General features: G+C 56.5%; 22 protein-coding genes, 1 tRNA gene and 1 pseudogene. 12 read left to right on the top strand and 12 right to left on the bottom strand.

Translation table 11 applies throughout. The features are described 5' to 3' along the window. Positions 1-4 precede the first annotated feature (4 nt). The 3 genes from hpxX to hpxZ are packed head-to-tail and all read left to right on the top strand — an operon-like array spanning position 5 to position 1,970. Positions 5-193: an oxalurate catabolism protein HpxX gene (gene hpxX / locus INT84_RS03675; protein WP_194205661.1), complete on the top strand. Its 189-nt coding sequence runs from the start codon at positions 5-7 to the stop codon at positions 191-193. Next, entirely contained in the window at positions 190-1,587 is a 1,398-nt protein-coding gene (locus tag INT84_RS03670; protein ID WP_194205660.1) for an AtzE family amidohydrolase, read from the top strand. The genes hpxX and INT84_RS03670 overlap by 4 nt, the downstream gene beginning before the upstream one ends. Beyond that, the gene (gene hpxZ, locus INT84_RS03665) at positions 1,584-1,970 is read left to right on the top strand and encodes an oxalurate catabolism protein HpxZ (RefSeq protein ID WP_194205659.1); all 387 of its coding nucleotides are present in this window, start codon (positions 1,584-1,586) and stop codon (positions 1,968-1,970) included. The genes INT84_RS03670 and hpxZ overlap by 4 nt, the downstream gene beginning before the upstream one ends. Before the next feature lie 35 nt (positions 1,971-2,005). Here hpxZ and puuE read toward each other — a convergent pair whose 3' ends face one another. From puuE to INT84_RS03650, 3 genes and pseudogenes are all read right to left on the bottom strand, one after another. Beyond that, positions 2,006-2,938, bottom strand: coding sequence for an allantoinase PuuE (puuE, locus tag INT84_RS03660; protein ID WP_194205658.1), 933 nt, complete (start codon positions 2,936-2,938; stop codon positions 2,006-2,008). Continuing rightward, positions 2,823-3,700 (bottom strand): annotated as a pseudogene (hpxA, locus tag INT84_RS03655) (allantoin racemase). The gene puuE and the pseudogene hpxA overlap by 116 nt, the downstream one beginning before the upstream one ends. Further along, complete coding sequence (locus INT84_RS03650) at positions 3,700-4,416, bottom strand: GntR family transcriptional regulator (RefSeq protein WP_194205656.1); 717 nt, start codon at positions 4,414-4,416, stop codon at positions 3,700-3,702. Before INT84_RS03650 ends, hpxA begins: the two are co-directional and overlap by 1 nt. Positions 4,417-4,561: 145 nt before the next feature. On the opposite strand from INT84_RS03650, the gene INT84_RS03645 reads away from it, so the two are divergent. After that, the gene (locus INT84_RS03645) at positions 4,562-6,058 is read left to right on the top strand and encodes an NCS1 family nucleobase:cation symporter-1 (RefSeq protein WP_194205655.1); all 1,497 of its coding nucleotides are present in this window, start codon (positions 4,562-4,564) and stop codon (positions 6,056-6,058) included. 102 nt (positions 6,059-6,160) lie between these two features. Then, complete coding sequence (guaD, locus tag INT84_RS03640; protein WP_194205654.1) at positions 6,161-7,486, top strand: guanine deaminase; 1,326 nt, start codon at positions 6,161-6,163, stop codon at positions 7,484-7,486. On the opposite strand, the gene uraH is transcribed toward guaD, so the two are convergent. The 3 genes from uraH to INT84_RS03625 are packed head-to-tail and all read right to left on the bottom strand — an operon-like array spanning position 7,466 to position 9,646. After that, positions 7,466-7,789, bottom strand: a complete 324-nt coding sequence (gene uraH / locus INT84_RS03635; protein ID WP_194205653.1) for a hydroxyisourate hydrolase — start codon at positions 7,787-7,789, stop codon at positions 7,466-7,468. The genes guaD and uraH overlap by 21 nt on opposite strands. Continuing rightward, positions 7,786-8,286: a 2-oxo-4-hydroxy-4-carboxy-5-ureidoimidazoline decarboxylase gene (gene uraD / locus INT84_RS03630; protein ID WP_194206107.1), complete on the bottom strand. Its 501-nt coding sequence runs from the start codon at positions 8,284-8,286 to the stop codon at positions 7,786-7,788. The genes uraH and uraD overlap by 4 nt, the downstream gene beginning before the upstream one ends. Continuing rightward, positions 8,264-9,646 carry a nucleobase:cation symporter-2 family protein gene (locus INT84_RS03625; protein ID WP_194205652.1) on the bottom strand — a complete coding sequence of 461 codons (1,383 nt, stop codon included), beginning with the start codon at positions 9,644-9,646 and terminating at the stop codon, positions 8,264-8,266. The genes uraD and INT84_RS03625 overlap by 23 nt, the downstream gene beginning before the upstream one ends. A 283-nt stretch (positions 9,647-9,929) precedes the next feature. Between INT84_RS03625 and hpxO the strand changes: the two genes are divergently transcribed. Beyond that, complete coding sequence (hpxO, locus tag INT84_RS03620; RefSeq protein WP_194205651.1) at positions 9,930-11,084, top strand: FAD-dependent urate hydroxylase HpxO; 1,155 nt, start codon at positions 9,930-9,932, stop codon at positions 11,082-11,084. Here the strand turns inward: hpxO and hpxR are convergent. After that, positions 11,076-11,999, bottom strand: a complete 924-nt coding sequence (hpxR, locus tag INT84_RS03615) for a LysR family hpxDE operon transcriptional regulator HpxR (protein ID WP_194205650.1) — start codon at positions 11,997-11,999, stop codon at positions 11,076-11,078. The two genes, hpxO and hpxR, sit on opposite strands and share 9 nt — an antisense overlap. Before the next feature lie 127 nt (positions 12,000-12,126). On the opposite strand from hpxR, the gene hpxD reads away from it, so the two are divergent. The 6 genes from hpxD (at position 12,127) to INT84_RS03585 (ending at position 18,532) form a co-directional block, all read left to right on the top strand. After that, positions 12,127-13,164, top strand: a complete 1,038-nt coding sequence (gene hpxD, locus INT84_RS03610) for a molybdenum cofactor-independent xanthine hydroxylase subunit HpxD (RefSeq protein WP_194205649.1) — start codon at positions 12,127-12,129, stop codon at positions 13,162-13,164. Positions 13,165-13,176: 12 nt separating this feature from the next. Beyond that, on the top strand, positions 13,177-14,145 hold the full coding sequence (locus INT84_RS03605; protein ID WP_194205648.1) for a PDR/VanB family oxidoreductase: 969 nt from the start codon (positions 13,177-13,179) through the stop codon (positions 14,143-14,145). Positions 14,146-14,762: 617 nt separating this feature from the next. Then, complete coding sequence (locus INT84_RS03600) at positions 14,763-15,653, top strand: ABC transporter substrate-binding protein (protein WP_228065802.1); 891 nt, start codon at positions 14,763-14,765, stop codon at positions 15,651-15,653. 49 nt (positions 15,654-15,702) lie between these two features. Beyond that, complete coding sequence (locus INT84_RS03595) at positions 15,703-16,554, top strand: ABC transporter ATP-binding protein (RefSeq protein WP_194206106.1); 852 nt, start codon at positions 15,703-15,705, stop codon at positions 16,552-16,554. Positions 16,555-16,564: 10 nt separating this feature from the next. Next, positions 16,565-17,431 (top strand): ABC transporter permease, encoded by an 867-nt coding sequence (locus INT84_RS03590; RefSeq protein WP_194206105.1) that lies wholly within the window; start codon positions 16,565-16,567, stop codon positions 17,429-17,431. A 60-nt stretch (positions 17,432-17,491) separates the two neighbouring features. Beyond that, the gene (locus INT84_RS03585) at positions 17,492-18,532 is read left to right on the top strand and encodes a malate/lactate/ureidoglycolate dehydrogenase (RefSeq protein ID WP_194205647.1); all 1,041 of its coding nucleotides are present in this window, start codon (positions 17,492-17,494) and stop codon (positions 18,530-18,532) included. Between the two features lie 58 nt (positions 18,533-18,590). Here INT84_RS03585 and INT84_RS03580 read toward each other — a convergent pair whose 3' ends face one another. The 5 genes from INT84_RS03580 to INT84_RS03560 form a co-directional block, all read right to left on the bottom strand. Beyond that, positions 18,591-19,583: a LacI family DNA-binding transcriptional regulator gene (locus tag INT84_RS03580; RefSeq protein ID WP_194205646.1), complete on the bottom strand. Its 993-nt coding sequence runs from the start codon at positions 19,581-19,583 to the stop codon at positions 18,591-18,593. 82 nt (positions 19,584-19,665) lie between these two features. After that, positions 19,666-20,952 (bottom strand): MFS transporter, encoded by a 1,287-nt coding sequence (locus INT84_RS03575; protein WP_194205645.1) that lies wholly within the window; start codon positions 20,950-20,952, stop codon positions 19,666-19,668. A 147-nt stretch (positions 20,953-21,099) separates the two neighbouring features. Then, entirely contained in the window at positions 21,100-21,864 is a 765-nt protein-coding gene (idnO, locus tag INT84_RS03570) for a gluconate 5-dehydrogenase (RefSeq protein WP_194205644.1), read from the bottom strand. 543 nt (positions 21,865-22,407) lie between these two features. Then, a tRNA-Ser gene (locus INT84_RS03565) sits at positions 22,408-22,495 on the bottom strand. 143 nt (positions 22,496-22,638) lie between these two features. Beyond that, complete coding sequence (locus tag INT84_RS03560) at positions 22,639-24,267, bottom strand: ABC transporter substrate-binding protein (RefSeq protein ID WP_194205643.1); 1,629 nt, start codon at positions 24,265-24,267, stop codon at positions 22,639-22,641. Positions 24,268-24,375: the final 108 nt, after the last annotated feature.

The raw sequence follows: 24,375 nt of genomic DNA, 5'->3' as shown, positions 1-24,375 counted from the left end.
AACCATGAATAACGAACCCTGTGAATGGGACGCGTACCTGACGCAAATGACGCAGATCCTGAATGTGGAACTTGATGATGATCGCCGCGCGGAGCTGCGGTTGCAGTTCAGCCGGATTGCCGCCATGGCCGAACCGCTGATGGCCTTCCCTCTTGATGACCGTCTGGAGATTGCAGGAGTCTATAAAGCATGAAGCTGCATGAAATGCGTATTAGCGACATCCGTCAGGCGTTGATAACGGGCGATCTCAGCGCCCGCGAGATTGCCCGTCAGACGCTGGCGTCCATCGCGCGCGTCAATCCGCAGATCAACGCGTGGACCGCCGTCACCGAATCACGCCTGCTGGCGGAGGCGGACGCAATTGATACCCTGCGCCGGGCCAGACAGCCGCTACCGCCGCTGGCCGGCATTCCTTACGCCGTGAAAAACCTGTTTGACGTGGCCGGACATACGACGCTTGCGGGCGCAGAACTGTTTAGCGATCGCCCGGCGGCAACCGTCGATAGCTGGGCGGTGCGCCAGTTGCACAGCGCAGGCGGGATGCTGACGGGCATGGTGAACATGGACGCCTATGCCTACGGCTTTACCACTGAAAATAGCCATTACGGCGCGACGCGCAATCCGCACGATTTAACGCGCATTGCGGGCGGATCGTCGGGTGGTTCCGCCGCCGCCGTCGCTGCCGGGCTGGTGCACTTTGCGCTCGGTACCGACACCAACGGCTCCATACGCGTTCCGGCCTCGCTGTGCGGGATCTTCGGGCTAAAGCCGACCTTTGGCCGCCTCTCCCGCGCCGGAAGCCATCCATTTGTGCCAAGCCTCGATCATATCGGCCCCTTCGCCCGCCGGGTTGAAGATCTTGCGGCAGTGTATGACGCCCTGCAAGGGCGCGATCCCCGCGACGCCTTTCAGGCCGACACGCCACACGCGCCCGTCTCCACCATGCTGACGCACGGGCTGGAGGGGTTGCGCTGCGCGGTGCTGGGCGGCTATTTCAGCGCCTGGTGCGATAACGACGCCCGGGAAGCCGTCACCCGCGCCGCTCGCGTGCTGGACGCCACCGATGAGCTGATATTTTCGCAGGCGGAACTTTCCCGTTCGGCGGCGTTTATTATCAGCGCCTCTGAGGGCGGCAATCAGTACCTTCCTGCGCTGCGCCGGGAACCGCAGCGCGTGGAGCCGCACTCCCGCGAGCGCCTGCTGGCGGGAGCGATGATCCCGTCGGCGTGGTATATCCAGGCCCAGCGTTTTCGCCGCCATGCGCGGGAGGCGTTTAAGACGCTGTTCGCCCACGCAGATGTGCTGATCGCGCCCGCCACGCCGCGTTGCGCCACGCGCATTGGCGAGCAAACGATGGAGATTAACGGCCAGAGGCTTCCGGTGCGCGCCAGCATGGGGATGCTGACGCAGCCAATCTCGTTCCTGGGCCTGCCGGTCGCCTCGGTGCCGCTGCGCATGGCTGGCGGATTGCCGATTGGCCTGCAACTGATTGCCGCGCCGTTTAATGAACAAGCCTGCCTGCGCGCCGCCCGCGTGCTTGAAGCAAGCGGCGTTACCGATGCCCGTCCTGCACAGGAGAGAGTATGATGATTCGGGATGACATTAATCGTCCACAGGTTGTCGCCGAGGTCACGGCGGCGTTTTATCGCTATGAAGATGCGCTGGTAAACAACCACATCGAGGTGCTCGACGAGCTTTTCTGGCACGACGCCCGCACGGTGCGCCTGGGTGCCGGGGAAAATCTCTACGGCATTGACGACATACGCGCATTTCGCGCGGCGCGCCCCGCCGCCGGGTTGCAACGCACGTTACGCCATACGCAAATCACCACCTTTGGCGAAGACTATGCGGTATGCAGTACCGAATTTACCCGTGAAAGTAGCGATTCAATTGGCCGCCAGCAGCAAACCTGGGTGCGCTTTCCTGACGGCTGGCGCATCGTGGCGGCGCAGGTCAGCCTGATGCGTTGATACGATCGGCCCGGCGCATCGTCCGGGCACGATCTTCATTTTTGAAAGGGGTGAACCTGACGCCAGTGATCGGCAATCTGCTGGCGGGTGCAAACCCAGACGCGATCGTGCTGCTGAATATAATCAAGGAACCGCTGGAGCGCGCGAAAACGGCCCGGACGTCCTAACAGGCGGCAGTGCATCCCGATAGACATCATTTTGGGCGCGCTTTCGCCCTCCTCATAAAGCACATCAAAACTGTCCTTCAGATAGGTATAAAACTGCTCGGCGGTGTTGAAGCCCTGCGCGGTGGCGAAGCGCATATCGTTCGCGTCGAGGGTATAAGGGACGATCAGATGGGGCTTGCGTGAACCGTTGCTACACTCGACTTCGGTCCAGAACGGCAGATCGTCGCCATAGTAGTCGCTATCGTAATCAAACCCGCCGTGCTCGACCACCAGTTGCCGGGTGTTCGGGCTGTCGCGCCCGGTATACCAGCCGGTAGGCGCTTTGCCGAAGAGATCGGTTAATACCTGCACCGCTTTTTGCAGATGCTCGCGCTCCGTCTCAATATCGTGATTCTGATAATGGATCCAGCGCCAGCCGTGGCTTACCACGTCGTAGTTCGCGCTTTTAATCGCCCCGACGATATCGGGATGTCGCGCCAGCGCCATCGCCACGCCAAATACGGTCAGCGGCAGGCCGCGCGTGCTGAACGCGTCGTGGATGCGCCAGAATCCGGCGCGGCTACCGTATTCATATAGCGAATCCATTGACATGTGCCGGTCGGGATAGCTGGCGGCACCGATGATATCGGAGAGAAATTGTTCAGAGCCAGCGTCACCATGCAGGATGTGATTTTCCGATCCCTCTTCATAGTTCAGCACAAACTGTACGGCAATCCGGGCCTGGCCGGGCCACTGCGCATGCGGCGGTTTTCCGGCATAGCCTCGCAAATCGCGCGGATAGTGCGGTTCGAAATCGGTCATTGCCCCTCTCCCTTCTCATTAAAATGAATTGAACATCTGAAACTTACCGCTGACGGCTTTGGCTTCCGGAAAGGCTAAATCGCCGTGTTTGCTGGTAGACAATCCCAGCGCCACCAGCGACTCGACCATCTTCACCGCCGCGCTGACGCCGTCAATCACCGGAACCTGTAGTTCGCGGGTCAGCGCCTGCGCCAGATCGGCCATACCGCCGCAGCCCAGCACAATCGCGCCGCAGCCGTCCTCCCGGAGCGCCTGAAGGCAGCGCGCGCGTACTTTCTCCTGCGCCAGACCGCTGCCATCCTCCAGCGCGAGCACCGGTAAATCGATGGCGTGCAGCCCGGCGCAGCGATCGTGGAAGCCATACTGGTGCAAAAGATGGCGGGCGATAATCAGCGTGCGCGGCAGCGTGGTCACAACGGAAAAGCGGGTTGCCACCAGCGTGGCCATATGCATGGCGGCTTCGGCAATACCGATGACCGGCCCCTGCGCCAGCTCGCGTGCCGCCAGCAGTCCCGGATCGCCGAAGCAGGCGATGACATGACCGTCCACTCCCTGCTGACGCCCGGCGTGGATTTGTTCAAGCACGCCGATAGCGGCTATCGCCTCGTCAAAATGGCCTTCAATGGACAGCACGCCGTCGTCAGGACAGACCGCGAGGATTTCGGTACCCGGCGCGGCTGCCGACCGCGCGGTCGCGCCGATGGTTTCCGTCATGGCGAGACTGGTGTTGGGGTTAATCACTTGTATACGAAGGGCAGACATTATGACTCCTTGCGATCGCCGAACAGGCGGGCAAAATCCGGCAGACAAACGCCAGCGCGCTCAAAGCGCAGGCTGGCGACAATATGTTCAAAATGGTGTGTCAGTGCCGCACTTAACGGTTGCAGCGCTTTTTGACGGAGCAACTCCACCAGATGCTCATGATCGTGGCAGCGGCACCCCTGCCGCCACGGCGCGCCCCACGCGGCGATGACCAGCGACGAGCGCTGGCTCAGGCTGGTCACCATCTCCGTCAGGACCTGATTTCCGGAGATGGCCTGGAGCTGAATATGAAATTCGGCGGAAGCGCGAATAGCGGCGGGGCCGTCATAGATTTCATGCGCCTGCTGCTCCTGGCCGATAATGGCGCTCAGCGCCGCCAGGTGCGGCGGCTGGCAGTGAGCCAGTATGTCGGGAAGGTTGGCGACTTCCAGCAAGGTACGGGTGCGGAAAATTTCCCGGGCCTCTTCAACGGAAGGGCTGGCGACGTGTGCACCACGTTTGGGCGTCAGGGTGACCATTTGCACAGTGGCGAGTCGTTGCAGCACCTTGCGGATCCCTGTGCGGCTCACGCCAAACACATCGGCCAGCGCCTCTTCCGGCAATTTACTGCCCGGTAGCAGCTGATGTTCAACAATGGCCGTCATCAGCGCCTGGTAAATGGATTCATCCTTGTCCTGCAACGCTGGCGCGGCATGCAGGCTTTTTTCATCGTTCATTAACCACTCCACCTTTTACTTTTTGATATCGAATCGTATACATAAAAATAAAATATTGCATACAAAAATGATTATTCTGGCCCGGATCCTGCAACGTCCTCAGCACTCCCTTTCTAACGGGTTTACATTCACAGGAGCAGGTTTCATGCCAAACAGACAAAATGCGCATCAGATAAAAACCACGGGTTCCGGTGCAGGCTACAGCCCACGGCTTTGCAATGACGATCTGGCCCCCACACGCCATCAAAACTGGAGCTGGTACAACATTTTCTCTTTCTGGATGTCGGACGTGCACAGCATGGGCGGCTACGTGGTGGCGGCCAGCTTTTTTACGCTCGGTCTGGCAAGCTGGCAGGTCTTACTCTGCCTGCTGGTGGGAATTTGTATTGTGCAGCTGTGTGCGAACCTGGTGGCAAAACCCAGTCAGATGGCCGGGGTGCCTTACGCGGTTATCTGCCGTCAGGCGTTCGGCGTCTTCGGTGCCAATATTCCGGCGGTGATCCGCGGACTGATCGCCTTTGCGTGGTATGGCATTCAAACCTATCTGGCGGCGAATGCGCTGATGCTGGTGATCCTGAAATTCTGGCCCTCGCTGACGCCGCTGACCCAGAGTGCGTTCCTCGGCCTGTCGTATCTCGGCTGGCTGTGTTTTGCCACCATGTGGCTATTGCAGGCGATGGTGTTCTGGCATGGGATGAGCGCCATCAAACGCTTTATTGATATTGCCGGACCGGCGGTATACGTCGTTATGCTGGCGCTGGCCGGATGGATTGTATACAAGACAGGTTTTGACGGTATCTCCTTTACCCTTGCCAGCAAATCGCTAAGCGCAGGCGAACAGACCTGGCAGATGATCACCGCTACCGCGCTGGTGGTCTCGTACTTCTCCGGGCCACTACTGAACTTCGGCGACTTTTCGCGCTACGGCAAGAGTATGGGAGAAATTCGTCGCGGCAACCGCTGGGGTTTACCGTTTAACTTCCTGCTGTTTTCGGTGGTTACCGTGGTCATTGTTTCCGGCACCCAGTCGCTGTTTGGCCGGATGATCACCGACCCTATCGAAACCGTCAGCCGCGTGGGTAACGACCTGGCGGTGGCGATTGGCCTGCTGACGATGATTACCGCCACCATCGGCATCAACATCGTGGCGAACTTTGTCTCCCCGGCGTTTGATTTTTCAAACTGTTCGCCGCAAAAGATCAGTTTCCGCACCGGGGGCATGATCGCCGCCGTCGGCTCGATTCTGCTGACGCCGTGGAATCTGTTCAACTCGCCGGAACTTATCCACTACACCCTCGACGTGCTGGGCGCGTTTATCGGCCCGCTGTTCGGCATCCTGATTGCCGATTTTTATCTGATTAAGCGCGGGCAAGTGTTCGTTGACGATCTGTTTGACGATACGCCGAACGGCAAGTACTGGTATCGCAACGGCTTTAACCCGAAAGCCATCGCCGCGCTGCTGCCGTCGGTTGCGGTGGGTCTGATTATCAGCTTTATCCCGTCGCTGCATGACGTCGCCAACTTTAGCTGGTTTATCGGGGTGCTGCTGGGGGCGGGGGCCTATCGCTGGCTGGCGCGTGAAGAGCGTACTGTCGCCGCGTCGGCAGGTTTTAACGCCAGCGTCGCCGCGCAAAAAGAGTAACCCTTCCCCTTTTGCCGCGGCGTACCGTCGCGGCTATCTCAATACTGGCATTTATTTTGCTTTTCGATCTTACCCGGCATGACATCCACTAAGGCAGAAACCATGATTGACTATCATGCCGCTATTCGCGGTACGTTTTTTGATATCGCCCACCCCGCCGAGACTGCCGATGATATCGCCCGTTACGCGCGGCATGTCGATGACGGGCTGTTGTTCATTCGGGACGGCCATATTCAGGCGCTGATGCCCTGGCAGGAGGGCGAGCAGTATCTGCACCCGCAAACGGGCTATACCGATCTGCGCGGTAAAATCCTGCTCCCTGGTTTTATTGATGCGCACGTCCACTATCCGCAAACGGAGATGATTGGTGCCTTTGGCGAGCAGCTTCTGGAATGGCTGACGACCTATACCTTTCCGGTGGAAAGCCAGTTTGCCGACGAAGCCTACGCGGCAGAGATAGCCCGCTTCTTCGTGGAGCAGCTTTTAAGCCACGGTACCACCACCGCGCTGGTGTTTTGTACGCTGCATCCTGAATCGGTCAATGCCCTGTTTAGCGAGGCACTGCGACTGAATATGCGCCTTATCGCCGGAAAAGTGATGATGGACCGACATGCGCCTGACTACCTGAGCGAGACGGCCGAAGAGAGCTACCGGCAGACGCGGGAGCTCATTCAGCGCTGGCAGCATCAGGGACGGCTTGGCTACGCCATCACCCCGCGCTTTGCGCCCACCTCCACCCCCGCTTTACTGGAGGCAGTGCGTCAACTCAGGGAAGAATTTCCGCAAACCTGGCTACAGACGCACCTGAGCGAAAACCCGAATGAAGTGGCGTGGGTGAAAGATCTCTGGCCGGAGCACGAGCGTTATCTGGATGTTTATCATCATTATCAGTTGACCGGCGAGCGCAGCGTCTTTGCCCACGGTATTCATCTTGACGAGCGGGAGTGGCAGTGCCTGCACGATACCGGGTCCGCCGTCGCCTTCTGTCCGACGTCGAATCTCTTCCTCGGCAGCGGACTGTTTCGCTTGCCGGCAAGCTGGCAGCACAAGGTGCGGATAGGGATGGGCAGCGACGTGGGGGCAGGCACTACCTTCAGTATGCTGCGCACGCTGGGCGAAGCCTATAAAGTATGCCAGTTGCAAAGCTACCGGCTACGCGCCAGCGAAGCGTTCTATCACGCCACGCTGGGCGGCGCTCGCGCGCTGCGTCTTGACGATCGGATTGGCAATTTTGCGCCGGGCAAAGAGGCCGACTTTGTGGTCATTGATCCGGCGGTGACACCTTTACAGCGCCTGCGAATCGGGCGCTGTAAGGATATTTATGAACGGCTTTTTGTACTAATGACCCTGGGTGATGAACGAAATATCCATGAAACCTGGGTTAACGGCCAGCGCGTATGGCAGGCGTCAGCTTCCGCGATAGGTTGACCAGCCGCCGGGCGCGATTAAAAACGGCAGATGAAAATGTTCGTCTGCCGCATCACCGATTGCAAAGTCGATTTGCGCCCGGCAAAAGAGAGTGGCGCGCCCGTGGTTAGCAAACCACTCTCCGATGTCCGCCACCAGCCGGTAGCTTCCCGGCGGCAGATCCGCGCCGAGTTCGCTGATGCGCCCGTTGGCATTGGTCGTGCCAGCGGCAACGACCCGATCGTCGCGTTCCAGGCGAACTGTTATCCCTTCGGCGGGTTTGCCGGTGGAAATATCCAGAATATGGGTGCTAAGACTGCTCATTCGCCAATCACTCCTTCCAGTCGTAATAACGTAATCTCGCGAAGCTGTTCAAGGGTAACCCGAAGCTCTTCATCATCGCTATGGGCCAGACGCTGCGCCAGCGCCTCGAGGATCTCCTCGCCGCTGCGTCCTTTGGCGCGGATCAAAAACACCCGGCCAAAGCGCGCCTCATAGCGGGCATTGCCCTCTTTCAGCGCCTGCGTTAGCCGGGCATCACGGTCATCCACCGCTGACTGTTCCTGGCGCGAGAGTGCCGCGTGCGTCTGCGGACCTGCGGGTTTTTCGCCAATCCGCGGGTGCGCACCGAGGGCCGTCTCCAGCTCAGCCGCCCCCCAGCCCAGCGTCTGTTGGTAAGCCTCTTTTCGCAGCCTGGCCAGGCTGGCATAGGGCCGCGCCGCCACCAGTGCCGCCGACCAGGAGGGGATCGCCACGCAGGGCTGCAACACGGCGAGGGCTTCAATCGTCGATAACTGGTTAAAGTGATTCAGCGCGATCATCATTGCTCCTTGCCGCCGCTGTCGCCGCGCTTTTTTCTTCAGGAATCACCAGGTTCAGAACAATAGCCACCACGCCGCCACAGGTGGCTGCCGAGCCGAACAGGTTGCCGATAATCGGCGGGAAATGGGTGAGAAATGCCGGAACGGCTTCCACGCCCATCCCGAAGCCAAACGCCAGGCCGACGATCAGCATATCGCGGCGGGTTAACGGTTTCTGCGTAATAATACGAATGCCCGCAGCGACAACGCAGCCGAACATCACCATTGTCGCCCCACCCAGCACCGGGATTGGGATCTGGCGTAGCACCTCGCCAAACGGCGGGAACAGCCCCAGCAGGATCAGGATCCCGCCGATATAGCGGCCAACAAACCGGCTGGCGACGCCGGTCATCTGGATCACGCCGTTATTTTGCGCAAAGGTGGTATTAGGAAAGGCGCACAGCATGGCGGCAACCAGGCAGCTAATCCCGTCGGCCAGGATACCGCCCTTCAGCCGCGAGCGAAACGCGCTATCGTCGATGGACTGCCGGGAGATCAGGCAATTCGCCGTAAGATCGCCTACCGCCTCCAGAATGCAGACCAGCGAGACCAGGGCGATGGGCAAAAAGATGGCGCTGTTAAACTGGAAACCAAACGGAAACAGCGCGGGCAGGCGGAACCAGACGTCGCCTGCGCCGCTGAAATGAAACCTGCCGGTAAACGCGGCGGCAAGGCAGCCGATGGCAATCCCCACCACGACGGAAGAGAGGCGCAGCCAGCGGTTATGGGCGCAGCTCAGCAGGACAATAACGCCCAGCGTACCCGCGCCCAGCGCGATATTGCTCATGCTGGCGAAATCCTTCGCCTGCTCGCCGCCGCACCAGTTGATCACGCTCACTTTAATCAGGCTGATGCCGATCAGCGCAATCACGCTGCCGGTAATGATTGGGGTAAAGATTTTCTTCAGCGGCTCAATGAAGCGGCTAACAATAATGGGCACCAGCGCTGCCACCGCGTTAACGCCAAACAGCATCGCCATAATGTCCTGCGGCGTGCCGCCCTGCCCCTTCACCCACATGCCGCCGGCGATAGCCACCCCGAGGAAGGCGAAGCTGGTGCCCTGCATACAGATCATCCCGGCCCCGATGCCCCACACGCGGTTGGCCTGTAAAAAAGTGCCGATGCCCGACGCCAGCAGCGACATGCTAATCAGGTACGGCATCCACTCTCCCAGCCCCAGCGCGGCACCAATAATTAGCGGCGGGGTAATAATTCCCACCAGCCCGGCCAGCACATGCTGTAGTGCGCTAAAGAACGCAGGCAGCGGCGGGATCTTCTGCTCCAGGCCGTACAATAACGTGTCGTTCTTTTCTTCTGACATGGTGATTCCATCCCGTTATGAACAAGTGTGCATTGTCCTATGCACAAAGCAGGCCAGAGTCCGCTGTCATCCTCCATTCCGCCTTACCCCTGTTGAAACATTAGATTCTTGCTGATGACTAAAGAAACTTTTGATTCATAAAAAGGCAATGCATGGGTGTATGCGCACCAATAAGGTGCGCGATAGCGCTATTTTGTGCATTACCGCCCCGCTATCAGGGCAGCGATCATTCTGGTACGCAAATTGCTCCTGACTCTTACCGGGTTTATTTAAGGAGAACGGAATGAAAGCATTGGTTATCGGCGCGGGTATCGGCGGTCTGAGCGCGGCCGTCGCGCTAAAAAACGCGGGCATCGCCTGCGAGGTCTTTGAAGCGGTAAAAGAGATTAAGCCCGTCGGTGCCGCTATCTCCATCTGGCCCAACGGCGTAAAGTGTATGAATCATCTCGGTATGGGCGAGATAATGGAAACCTACGGCGGTCCGATGCGCTTTATGGCCTATCAGGATTATCAGCGGGGAGAGACCCTGACTCGCTTTAGCCTCGCGCCGTTAGTTGAACGCACCGGCGGTCGCCCCTGCCCCGTCTCCCGCGCTGAATTGCAGCGTGAGATGCTGGAATTCTGGGGGCGCGAGACGGTGCAGTTCGGCAAACGGGTTGCACGGGCGCAGGAAGACGCCGATGGCGTGACCGTGTGGTTTACCGACGGAACATCGGCACAGGGCGATTTCCTGATTGCCGCCGACGGCAGCCACTCGGCATTGCGTCCCTTTGTGCTGGGTTACACGCCGGAGCGCCGCTACGCGGGATATGTAAACTGGAATGGGCTGGTGGAGATCGATGAAAGCATTGCACCTGCCGATCAGTGGACGACCTTCGTCGGCGAAGGCAAGCGGGTCTCCCTGATGCCCGTTTCCGACGGGCGCTTTTACTTTTTCTTCGACGTTCCTCTTCCGGCAGGCCTTACCGAGGACCGTGACACGCTACGCGCGGATCTTACCCGCTACTTCAGCGGCTGGGCACCGCAGGTGCAAAAACTGATCGCCGCGCTTAATCCGCAGACCACCAATCGGATCGAGATCCACGATATTGAGCCTTTTGACCGGCTGGTACGCGGTAAAGTGGCGCTGCTGGGCGATGCCGGGCACAGCACCACCCCGGATATTGGTCAGGGCGGCTGCGCGGCGATGGAAGATGCGGTGGTGCTGGGCGATATTTTCCGCGGCACCCGTGATATCACCGCCGCCCTGCGCCAGTATGAAGCGCTGCGCTGCGATCGGGTACGCGATCTGGTGCTTAAGGCCCGTAAGCGCTGCGATATAACGCATGGCAAGGATATGGCGCTGACGCAGGCCTGGTATCAGGAACTGAAAGAAGAGACCGGTGAGCGGATCATCAACGGCCTGTGCGATACCATTCAGGGCGGGCCGTTAGGATGATGCTCCCCCGACGATCTGCATCTCCTCAATGACGGTCGTCAGTTTCTGAATCGCCATTTGCGCCGGGCGGGAGAGCTGGCGCGATGGCGCGGTACACAATGCCAGCGTCAAAGGCCGCAGCAGTTTGTTACGTAGCGGCACAAAGACCAGCTGACCGCCTTTCACCTCGTCCAGAACGTCCAGCAGGCTGAGCACCGTCACGCCACTACCTTTGAGTACCAGCGATTTAATCAGCCTGATATCGTTACAACGGATGCTATTCGCCGGGTAAAAGTCGTAATGTCGGTAGAGCATTTCCACGCGATCGTGGACGATAAGCGGCGCGCCGGGAACAATATGCCGTTCCTGACTTAGCGCGCCCAGAGAGAGCGTGGCGGAGCGGGCCTGCGGATGTTCCGGGCGCATGACCACGCCCATCTCCAGCTCGGCAAACGCCAGGACGCTAAGCCCTGCCTGCCCTTCGGGGTCGAGGATCAGGCCGAAATCAAGATCGGCCTGACGCACCTTCTGGCTGACCGTATAGCTGTCCGCCACCTGTAGCTCCAGTTCAAGCCAGTCCCAGTCGGCAATGATGTTGGCCAGCGCCCCGGCAAAACTGCCTTCTGCCAGCGCCTGCACCATTCCGACGCTGACCGTTCCGCGTTTTAATCCCTGTAGCTCATCAAATTTTTGCCGGGTGAGCTGAAACTCTTTTTGCCAGCGCAGCAGATTGTCATACAGCAACTCTCCCGCCGTGGTCATACGCAGCCCTTCCGGCAGCCGTTCGAACAGCGGCGTACCGAACGTCTCCTCGGCCTGTAGGATCTGGCGATTAATCGCCGAGGGAGAAATATGCAATTTTTCCGCAGCCCGGCGCAGGCTGCCGCTGCGGGCCACTGCGGAAAAATAGAGGGCGAAACGGGAAAATGGACTCATATGCCACCTGTACGCTTTTTTGCAACGGGTTAGTGAATTAATGGCGATGGATGTGAACACCTTAATATGGCAACAATAAAGTCACAACAATTAAACAAATACTTTTCCGTGAGCAGGAAGGACACCCATGAAAACACAACATCCCACGCCGCCCGCCCATTGCACCTTCGATCCGGAAGACTGGCTGCGCCTGGCAAAATGCTGGCATCCGGTGGCCCGCGCCTGCGATATCGGCGCGGCACCGGTGAAGGCTACGCTGCTGGACGAACAGTTGGTGATCTACCGGATAAAAAATCAGGTCGTGGTAGCCCGCGATGTCTGTCCGCATCGCGGCGTACCGCTGACCCTCGGATTTCACGATGACGAAGGAATTATCTGCCCGTATCACGGGCTGCGTTTTGGCGAGGATGGCCGCTGCAACCGCATTCCCTCCAGCCCGGATCAGCCGGTTCCGGCGAAGCTCAACCTGACAAGCTATGCGACGGAGGAGCGTTACGGTCTGATCTGGGCCTGTCTGGCCTTCGATCCGCAGAACCCGGTGCCGCTGCCCACCATGCCGCACTGGCACGACGACGGTTTTCAGCAGATCAACTGCCCGGCCTTTGAGGTTAATGGTTTTGCCGGTCGCCAGGTGGAAGGGTTTCTTGATGTCGCTCATTTTGCCTGGATCCACACCGACACCTTCGCCGACCCGGATAATCAGGTTGTGCCAGCGTATCATCCGCAGGAAACGGCGACGGGCTTTATTGCGGATTACTGGAGTTCGGTGGGTAATTACCCCGCCAGTTCAGACTTTCGCGCGCCGGAAGGATTTCAGTGGCTACGCCATTTTGAAATGCATCTGCCTTTTACCGCCACGCTGACCATCCATTTTCCCGGCGAGGCCCGCCTGGTGATTATGAACGCCGCCTCGCCGGTATCGTCGCGCATCACCCGCATGTATGCGCCCATCGCGCGTAATTTCGATCTCCATGTGCCGGTTGAGGACGTCCATGCATTCAATTTACGCGTATTCGAAGAAGATCGCCTGATGGTGGAGACGCAGCGCCCGGAAAAACTGCCGCTGGATCTGACGCTAGAGGCGCATATTCCTGCCGACAGGAGTTCGATCGCCTACCGCCGCGGATTGAAAAAGATGGGTTTTGGCGAATTTTTCCTCGTTTGACGGAGAAGAGAGATGAATGATGTGCTGAAGGTAATAGTTGATGGACTCTGGCGGCAGGGCGATAAAAGCCTTGCCGTCAGGCTGGTGGCGGAAAACGGCGAACCGCTACCCGCCTGGCAGCCGGGCGCGCATATTGACGTCCACCTGCCCTGCGGCATTATTCGTCAATATTCGCTGACCGGCACCAGCGCCTCCCGGGAGAGTTATCTTATCTGTGTGGCGAAAGAGAGCGCATCACGCGGCGGATCGCAGTATGTCCATGAAACCCTGCGCCCCGGCCAGACGTTGCTGATCTCGCCGCCGCGTAACCTGTTCCCACTGCATGATGCTGACCACGTCCTGCTGCTGGCGGCTGGCGTCGGCCTTACCCCGCTGTATGCCATGGCGCTTCACCTGGAGGCTGTCGGCACGTCGTTTACGCTCCACTATTATGTCAAAAGCCGCGCCAGCGCCGCTTTTCTGCGCGAACTCTCCCGGCCGCTAAAAAACGGCGTTTGCCTGATCCACTGTTCTGATGAGGGCGAAAGCGCGCGCCACGGCCTGAATGACGCGATTTCCGCACCTAAAGGGCGGGAGCGGTTGTACACCTGCGGGCCTGCGGGGTTTATGTCCGCCGCCACAGAGATCGCGACAGCCAAAGGATGGCCGCAAGCCTGGGTCCACAGCGAAGCTTTCCAGCCTGTGCCTTCGCCGGCGATTGAAGACAATACGCAGACCTTTACCATCACCCTGGCCTCCAGCGGGGAAAAATGGCCGGTGCCCGGCGATAAAACGATCGCCCAGGTGTTAATCGAAAATGGCGTCGATGTGCCGTTGTCCTGTGAAATGGGGATCTGCGGTGCCTGCCTTACTCCGGTTATTGATGGCGTCGTTGACCATCGGGATACGGTGCAATCGGAGGAAGAAAAAAGCGCCGCTGAACAGCATATAGCGCTGTGCTGCTCGCGCTGCCATTCAGCCAACCTGGTCATCGCGTTATAATGTCGCCGGAGGTGGGTACGGCGACGCGACAAACAGCGATCGGAGCCTGCTTATAAATGACCTATAAGAAAGCGCCATGCGCCATACGAATTAATCGCTGGCCGCCGCGCATATATTAACGCCAACCGTTTATTGCGCAGTGAATATTATCACGGCGCTATTAATCTCTTCCCTGCTAATGATTTTTAATAGATAAGGTTATGATAAAAACAAATAAACAGCCCAACAATTTATTAACTTTTATTTCCCGACTGTAAAGACGAATACCGCGAACAGTGAGGTACTGGACGCAGATAATCATGAAAACGCCTGCATCATCTAACTTAGAATGAAATGTTATTTAACAGCCGTCATTCGCCATTTATTCTACAAAAACAATAACGTCAGCAGCATTGTTTTTCGGCTGAAATAGCTTTGTCGCTGCCTCGCTTATTTTTCTTGCAGGATTGAATCTGCTTTCACTGTAATCATTTAAATGGCGAATGATGATGAAAAAAATAAAGCTTAATACCACCCCCCTTGCCAGCGCCGGTCTGCTGCTGGCGTCGTTGACACTCCCCTTTGGCGCGAGCGCGGAAGGCCAGCTGCGGATTGCGTAACAGTTCGGGGTCGTCTACTTGCTACTGAATATCGCGCAGGATCAGCATCTTATTGAAAAACACGGTAAGGCAGAAGGGCTGGATATTAAGGTGGATTATCAGCAGTTATCCGGCGGTGCGGCGGTCAATGAAGCCTTGCTTTCGGGTTCCGTTGATATTGCCGGGGCGGGCATCGGTCCGCTGTTTACCCTGTGGGACAGGACTAAAGATCGGCAAAACGTGCGGGCAGTCGTCGCCACCGGACAGTTCCCTTATTATTTAATTAGTACCAACCCCAACGTGAAAACCATCGCTGATTTCAGCGACAAGGACCGTATCGCCGTACCGGCGGTCGGTGTCTCGGTACAATCGCGTTTCCTGCAACAGGCGTCGGCGCAGCTATGGGGAGATAAAGCTTATAATCGCCTCGACAGACTCCAGGTGGCGGTTCCGCACCCTGACGCCACGGCGGCAATTATTAGCAACGGGACGGAAATCAGCGCCCACTTCAGCAACTCGCCATTCCAGGAACAGGCGCTGGCGGCGAATCCGAAAGCCCACATCGTACTCAATTCTTACACCGTGGCGGGCGGGCCCAATACGCCGGTGGTGCTTTACACCACGGAAAAATTCCGTAAAGACAACCCGCGCACTTACCGCGCCTTTGTCAGCGCTATCGCCGAAGCGGCGCAATTCGCGACCCAGCATCCGCAAGAAGCCGCTGAGGCGTTTATTCGGGTCAATAAATCGAAAATTGACCGTACGCTGCTGCTGAAAATTTTGCAGAGTCCGGAAGTGAAATTCACCGTCGCGCCGCAAAATACCCTGTCGCTTGGGCAATTCCTGTATCGCGTCGGTGCCATTAAGCACAACCCAGTGTCGATAAAAGATTACTTCTTTGAAGACCCGCATATCGCCTCGGGCAGCTAAGCGGCTATCAGGGTAAATAAGCGCAACAGGACTAATGGAGAAAAGAATGATGAGTTTTCAGCCGTCAGATACGCCTGAGCCGTTATTACAGGTGAAAGCGCTGAGCCTGGAATATGCTACCCGCGAACGACGCGTGCGCGCCACGCATAACGTGAGCTTCAATGTTTTTCCTGCCGATCGTTTCGTCCTGCTGGGCCCGTCAGGGTGCGGAAAATCAAGCCTGCTAAAGGCCGTCGGCGGCTTTTTACCGCCGCTCAGCGGCGAGATCCTACTGGACAAACGCGCGATTACGCATCCGGGTCCCGATCGGATGATGGTATTTCAGGAATTTGACCAGTTGCCACCCTGGAAAACGGTGCTGGATAACGTACAGTTCCCGCTGCGCGTTACCGGCACGCTTTCAGCCCGCGAGGCGCGCGACCAGGCGCTGCACTATCTGGAAAAAGTCGGACTGGCGGATTTTGCCGACGCCTGGCCGCACACCCTCTCCGGCGGTATGAAAGCGCGGGTGGCAATTGCCCGCGCGCTGGCCATGAAACCGAAAGTGCTGCTCATGGATGAGCCGTTTGCCGCGCTGGATGCCCTGACGCGACGCAAGATGCAGGAAGAGCTTCTTGAACTGTGGGACGAAGTGCGTTTTACCCTGCTGTTTGTCACCCATTCAATTGAAGAGGCGCTGCTTATCGGCAGCCGCATTCTTTTGCTCTCTCCGCATCCCGGGCGCGTGCGCGCCGAGCTTAACAGTCATCAGTTTGAGCGCCGCGAAGAGGGCGGAGAGGCGTTCCAGGCTGCGGCGCGACGCATTCACGATCTGCTGTTTCCGCCCACCACCGCCCCCTATTCTGCGTCCGCTCGCCTGTTGCAAGGCCAGGACGCCCCGCTCCCTTTATTAAGCGAATAAGGCCTTGATGATGAAGCGATTACCTCCGGTGCGCCCGGAATATTTACAGGACCTGGTACCATTAGATGATGTTCCCCTGGAGCAGACGTTGCCGTGGACGCAACGTCTGTGGAATTTTACTCCGCTGCGTAAAACGCTGTTGGTACTGGCGCTGGCGATACTGTGGGAAGCGGGCGCGCGCTGGCAAAACAACGATCTGATGCTGCCAGGCATCGTACAGGTCATCCACGCTTTCGTTGAGGATATGCGCAGCGGCGAACTGCCGGCAAAAATCGCGATTTCACTGGGCACCTTGCTGAAAGGATATGCGATTGGCTCGCTACTGGCGCTGGCATTTAGCGCGCTGGCGGTCTCCACCCGCCTGGGACGAGATCTGCTTTCTACCCTGACCGCTATGCTCAATCCCCTGCCCGCTATCGCCCTGCTGCCGCTGGCGCTGCTGTGGTTTGGTCTGGGTACCAACAGCCTGATATTTGTACTGGTCCACGCGGTGCTGTGGCCGATGGCGCTGAATACCTGGTCGGGCTTTCTTGGCGTCAGCGAGACGCTGCGGATGACCGGGCGGAATTACGGCCTGACCGGATTACGTTACGTCTGGCATATTCTGGTGCCTGCCGCCTTACCCTCTATTCTTGCTGGCTTAAAAATCGGCTGGGCTTTCTCCTGGCGGACGTTAATCGCTGCCGAACTGGTATTTGGCGCTTCCAGCGGCCAGGGCGGTCTGGGCTGGTACATTTTCCAGAACCGTAACGAGCTTTATACCGACCGGGTTTTTGCCGGACTGGCGTCGGTGATCCTGATTGGTTTACTGGTGGAGACGCTGATCTTCGCCACTATCGAACGCCTCACCATCAAACGCTGGGGAATGCAACGCTAACCCGGCTTACTGTCGTCCGGGGCGTTCCCGGACCGGTTCTATTCTGTTTAAGGTCAGATTATGCCTCTTCTAAGCCATACCTTCTTACGTGATTATCTTACACAGCATTTGCAACGGGTTGATGTTGCACCGGACATTGCCAGCGTGGTGGCGAATAACCTTGTGGACGCCTCGTTAAAAGGCCACGACTCGCACGGGGTGACCCTGTTGCCACGCTATATCGAAGCCATCCGCGCCGGTGAGCTCATCCCAACCGCCCCGCTGCGTCTGACGCGCGATGAAGGCGCGTTACTCTCGTTTCACGGCGGCCTCGGGTTCGGTCAGGTACAGGGACGCGACGCGATAGTTCATGGTATCGAACGCGCCCGCCGTTTCGGCATCGCGGTGGTGGGACTGGCGCAGTCGCACCATCTGGGACGTATCGGTGCCTTTGCCGAGCAAATTACCGATGCAGGGCTGATTGCTATTCACTTCGCCAACGTCGCTTCTCGTCCGGTGGTGTTGCCGTTTAACGGCCTGTCGCCGCGCTTTGGCACCAATCCCTTCTGCGTCGGTATTCCCGTCGCCGGGCAGCCGCCTCTTATCCTCGATTTCGCCACCAGCACAATTGCGGGCAATAAAGCGCGTATCGCCTGGAACGAAGGTCGCAGCATCCTCCCTGGCTGTGCGGTGGATGACCACGGCAACCCGACCGAAGATCCGCGCTGGCTGGTGCAGGAACCGTTCGGCGCGCTGCTGGCGTTTGGCGGCCATAAAGGTTCCGGTCTGGCGCTGGTGTGTAGCCTGCTTGGCGCGGCGTTAACCGGCGGCGAAAGCGAACGTCTGAAAAAGAGCAAAGGTGCCGGGGTGGTGAATAGTATGTTGTCGTTGATAGTTAATCCCGACCTGCTGGGTGCGGGACCGGAGTGGCAAGATGAGCTGGTTGCGCAATTACAGTGGACCCGAGAAGGCCATGGCGACCGCGATGTACTCTTGCCCGGCGAGGCGGAGCGGCGTCATCAGCAGCATCGGTTGAGTCATGGTATTGAGGTCGACGAGGTCAGCTGGCGTCAGTTCCTTTTGCTGGAAAACGACCGCGCCCCCAATGTCTCGCATTTTTGAAGGATAGCATTATGAGTGGTGCTTTTTCCGGGCCCTGACGCTCGCCTGGAGGATCGTTTTATAGCGTATCGCCATAATAAATTTGATAACCAAGGTTAACGCTTTGCGGCGTATCTTTGCCGCTAAGCCGCTGCATTAATAACTCTGCTGCGACTTTGCCAATGTCGTAGCGCGGCGTAACCACGCTGGCGATCTTCTCAAGCCTGGCGCGGCCGATTTCCAGGCCATGAAAGCCTGCTATGGCGATATCGCCGGGGACGTTGCGTTGCTGTGACAGACATTCAAGCAGAACGCCAACGGCCAGATCGTCGTTGGTACAGAAGATAGCGTCAGTCTCCGGCCTTTCACGCATAACCTGCTGAAACATCTGGCGGCCAAGCGTAATGGAGGAAATACTTTTGGGCGCGAAATGGACAGGACGCAGGCCATGCGCCGCCAGCGCCGTTTCGGTGCCGCGAAAACGGCTAATATCACGGGGATCGTCCATAGATCCAAAATAGGCGATGGCGCGTTTTCCGCTTTCGATAAACGCCTGCGTCATTTCAAATGCGGCTTTTTCGTTATCAAAACCTATTTGTATATCAATGGGATTTTCGGTGAGATCCATCAGTTCGGCGACGGGAATCCCGCTGGCACGTACGTACTGCACCATCCGTGCGGTATGCTGCCTGCCAGTCAGAATAAGCCCGTCAATATTGTAAGAGAGCAGAGTAAGGACTTCTCGCTCCTCACGCTCTGGATCGTATTCATAATTGGCAATCAGCGTCTGGTATTGACGCACAGACGTCACAGACTCAATTCCCGCCAATACGTCGGCGAAAATTAAATTACGAAAAGAGGGAATTAGTACGCCGAAGGTTTTGCTGCGGGCATTAAGTAAAATTTCCGGGGCGCGATTCGGAATGTAATTATTCTCCTCCATAATTTTCGAAATAATTGCCCGGCTGCGTTGCGATACCTGATTCGGGTCGCGCAAATAACGGCTCACTGTCATCTTGTTCAGTCCAGCCAGATCCGCAATATCCTGCAATGTCATCCGATTGTTTTTCATATGATTCTCTGCGATATACGTCAAACTGTTATCGCAGAGAACCTTAACATAGTCCATGCGGGCACGCATCACCGATATCCGTTCAGCCAGCGACGTTGCCCGTTGTCAGCGGGGTGGCAGAGGTTTTATTGCCGGCGCGCACGTTGTACATCAGCGAGACCGAAGCCAGCAGAGAAATGGCCATAAAAGAGTAAGAGACACCCGGCCCTCCCGTTAATCCGTTAAGGTAGCCCACAAGCCATGCCCCCAGAAACGCGCCCAGCGCGCCGAAGCTGTTGATAAGGCCTATCGAAACGCCGGAAACATTACGCGGCAGTAGTTCCGGAATTAAGGCGAAGAAAGGTCCATAAGGCGCATACATGCAGGCTGCGGCAATGACCAGTAAGGCATAAGAGAGCCAGAACGCGTGGTTGCCGAGCATCCAGGAACCAAAAAACGCCACGGCGGCGATTAACAACAGCGGCCAGACAAAAAGCTTACGGTTCTGGAATTTATCCGATAGCCAGGAGACGGTGAGCATCAGACAAATCGCCGCCAGATAAGGCGCAGCGGCCAGCCAGCCGACGGAGACGATATCCATTTGCGCAGCGTTTTTAAGAATGGACGGCATCCACATCATGAAGCCGTATACGCCGATACTCCACAAGGCATGTACCGCGCACAGCATAATGACATTGCGCGACCGTAAGGCCTCGCCATAATTACGCACGGGTTTGATATCACTCTGCTCGCTATCCATCGCCTGTTGCAGGGTCTGCTTTTCCTGCGCGCTCAGCCATGTCGCTTCCGAGGGTTTGTCACGTACCAGTACCCACCAGCAGACCGCCCAGATGACCGCCGGTAAGCCCTCAATCATAAACATTTCGCGCCAGCCCCACGCCTGGATAAGATAGCCGGAGACAATAGACATCCACAATACCGTCACCGGATTTCCCAGGATAAGAAAGGTATTAGCCCGTGAACGTTCGCTTTTGGTAAACCAGTTACTGATATAAATCAGCATGGCGGGCATCACTGCCGCTTCCACGATACCCAGCGTAAAACGAAGGACCATCAGGGTCGGAATATTACTGACAAAACCGGTGGCGGCGGCACAAAATCCCCATAATATCAGGCTACAGAAAATCATTTTTCTTACGCTGCGCTTTACGGCGTAAATAGCGCCCGGCACCTGAAAGAAAAAATACCCTAAAAAGAACAGCGCGCCAATTAATGAGGCGGTGCCTTTGGTAATACCAAGATCGTGCTCAATACCTGCAGCTGCCGCAAAACCATAATTTGCGCGATCAAGATACGCCAGGCTGTAAGTAATAAAAATAACAGGCATCAAATACCACCAGCGACGAGCTGGTAATTTTTGTATATTCATAAGTAATCCTCAGATGATCAATAAATATTTATTTCGCTGTCACTTCAGGAGGGCAAAAAAGGTAAAGCGCTCCCGACTCAGGCGATAATAATTCCTGAGAATTTCAGCGATAAAAATTAATTTGCAATCAAAACAGGTTATTTATTTTTATACTGCCGCCAGCATTCCTCCATCGACAAAAAGAACGTGTCCATTGACAAAATCGGAAGCCGGTGCAGACAGATAAACCGCAGCGCCAATAAGTTCCTCCGGTCTTCCCCAGCGGGCAGCAGGCGTTCTTTGATACAGCCAGGCAGAGAAATTCTCATCATTGACCAGTGCAGAGGTCATTTCCGTTGCAAAATAGCCAGGCGCGATCCCATTCACCTGTATGTTATATTCTGCCAGTTCCACACACATTCCACGCGTCAGCATTTTTACTGCCCCTTTTGACGCGGCGTAAGGCGTTATGGTTTTTCTGCCCAGTTCACTTTGCATGGAACATATATTAATGATTTTGCCCTGACGCCGCGCCATCATATATTTAGCCACCTGCTTTGATACCAGAAAAACAGATTTTTGGTTGACGTCGATAACCCTGTCCCACTCTTCTTCGGGGAATTCAGTAAAGGGATAGCGACGCTGGATCCCGGCATTGTTGATAAGAATGTCGATAGAGCCTACGGATTGCTCAATGTGCGCAATGGCCTGCTCAACTTCTCCCCCGTGGGTGACGTCGAAGCCATATCCCACCGCCTTGTAACCCATCTCTACCAGCATGCGCGCCGCCTCATCTGCCCGCGCTTGCGTAATATCATTAATCACAATTTCAGCGCCGTGCGCGGCTAATCCCTTTGCCAGCAAATTACCAATACCCTGCGCAGAACCGGTGATCAACGCACGTTTTCCGGCGAGTCCAAACAAATTTTCCATACCGCCTCCTTTTGACGTTATCGGTAACTGTATACGCGTAACAGTTAAAACAAAAGAAGAAAAATTGGGCTAATTTTCTTTTTGTGATCGAGTGTACATTTACCGCTTCTGGCCGTAATTGCCGTTATGCAGGGTTGGTTTTCCTGGCCGGATGATGGGGCATGGCGAGCAGGAAGGCTTTCAGGATAGAATTTCGAAAATTGGGATCATCGGCGCTCTGATGTCGGGCTTGTCGATAAGAGCATTGCGTTATCCGCAACTGGTCAGGATGAAGAGACGCCAGGTCGGGTTATAAAATTTATTTGTCAGAAGAGAGGTGATGATAAGGGGGAAACGCCCCTTTATACCGTTCACTGTGCCAGCGATATAACGATGCTCATCGCTGGCGAGAAACAAAGTCACATTTTCTGGAAAACTCGCGATGGGGCCATCGCTGACGCGAGAAGACTAAATGGGATGGTAATCACGAAAATATAGCAACATCCTGTGTCAGCAGACCCAAAAAAACAAAGGGGTTACCTTTCGGTAACCCCTTGTTAAATTTGGCGGAAGCGTAGAGATTCGAACTCTAGAACCCTTTCGGGTCGCCGGTTTTCAAGACCGGTGCCTTCAACCGCTCGGCCACGCTTCCGGGTTGAGGCGCAATATAAACATCTCCATGCGCCGTGTAAAGCACTAATCCGATCGTTTGCCTGAAAAAGCGTCAAAATGTGATTATTCGGCTGAAATAACAGCATATTGAGCAGTTAATCAACACAAACGATACGCGTGCGCTTAATGTTTTTTGATGTAAAGGTCTTTGGTGTAGTAATACCCCAGACTGTCGGGCGTAAATCCGCCGACCCACGGCTTCACAAGATGCGTGCGCACATAGTGATAAACCGGGATCGCAGGCACATCATGCCCCAGAATCTCCTCTGCCTGCTGATAATATTGACCGCGTGCTTTCACATCCGCCGCGCGGGCGGCGTTTGCCAGCGCCTCATCGTACGCGGTATTACTGTACTTGCTGGTATTTTCGCTGTCGTTGGTACGGAAATTATTAAGGAAGGTGGCCGCATCGTCATAGTCGGCAATCCAGGCGTAGCGCACCACGTCAAAGCTGCCGGTGTGCATCGCGTCCAGCATCGTTTTCCACTCCTGGTTCTGGAGTTTGACCTCCACGCCGAGATTTTTCTTCCACATGGAGCTGGCAGCGATGGCGATGCGCTGATGGGTCTCCATGGTGTTATAAAGCAAACTAAAGGAGAGCGGGTGATCCGGACCGAAGCCCGCGTCGGCCAGCAATTTCTTCGCCTCGGCAAGACGTTTTTCGCGCGGCCAGCTGGCATAGTCAGGTCCTTTCAGAGTAACACCACCAATTTCCGGCTGGCTAATGACCCACGCCGCACGCTGCCCCTGCCCCATGACTTTCTGAGCAATAATGTCCTTATCCAGCGCCATATTGAGCGCCCGGCGCACGCGCGGATCGTTAAACGGTGCTTTAGTGGTGTTGAACTGATAGTAGTAAGTGGCGAGCTGCGGCGAGACGTTAACCTGATCGCCCAGCGTTTTTTTCAACTGGGCAAACTGATTGACCGGCACGGTATTGGTAATATCAATTTCCCCTGCGCGATAGCGGTTGACGTCGGCGGTCTCGGAAGAGAGCGGAAGATAGGTCACTTTATTAATGACCGTGTTTTTGTCGTCCCAGTAGCGCGGGTTGCGTTGCGCCACGATGCGCTCGTTGACCACCCACTCCGAAAGCTTATACGCCCCGCTGCTGACAACGTGCTCAGGTCTCGACCATTTATCGCCAAAACGCGTAATCAGCACTTTATCGACCGGGACCAGCGACGGGTGGGCGAGCATCGCGAGGAATGCAGCGGTAGGCTGGGTTAGCGTGACTTCGAGCGTGGTATCGTTAATAGCTTTCACGCCCAGGGTATCCGGTGCTTTTTTACCCTGCGCAATATCAGCCGCATTGACGATATGCATATTGCCCGGATAACTGGCGTAGGGAGAGGTGGTTTTAGGATCCACCAGCCGCTGCCAGCTAAAGACAAAATCCTGCGCGGTAATAGCCGTACCGTCGGACCAGGTTATGCCGGGGCGCAAATGAAACGTCCAGACGGTATTATCTTTATTCTCCCAGCTCGCCGCGAGATGGGGCGCAATGGTGCCGTCGGGATTAACCCCGACCAGACCGTCGAACATATCGCTGATAAGATTAAACTCAACGTCACTTTCTACTTTATGCGGATCCAGCGATGCTGGCTCGCTACCATTATTTCTCACCACTTCCTGCTGCGCAGCAAGCTCTGTTCCGGGAGGGACGGTTGCCGCCAGTACGGAGGTCGTTGTCAACAGTAAACTCGCTGCCAGCAAGGTGTAATTGTATGTTTTATAGGTAACTCGATTCATTTCCTTTGCCTCATCAATGGGATACTTCTCGTCACGCTCTCTCCACTCTTAACGACAGTTAGCGGGCAAAGCAAACCTTTTTAGCGACCTATAAGATATTGATCTCGT

The sequence above is a fragment of the Superficieibacter sp. 1612_C1 genome, from assembly GCF_015234305.1.
In the GTDB taxonomy this organism is placed as follows: Bacteria; Pseudomonadota; Gammaproteobacteria; order Enterobacterales; family Enterobacteriaceae; genus Superficieibacter.
The sequence above is the reverse complement of the archived record's forward strand: the minus strand, read 5'-3'. Positions and strand labels throughout refer to the sequence as shown.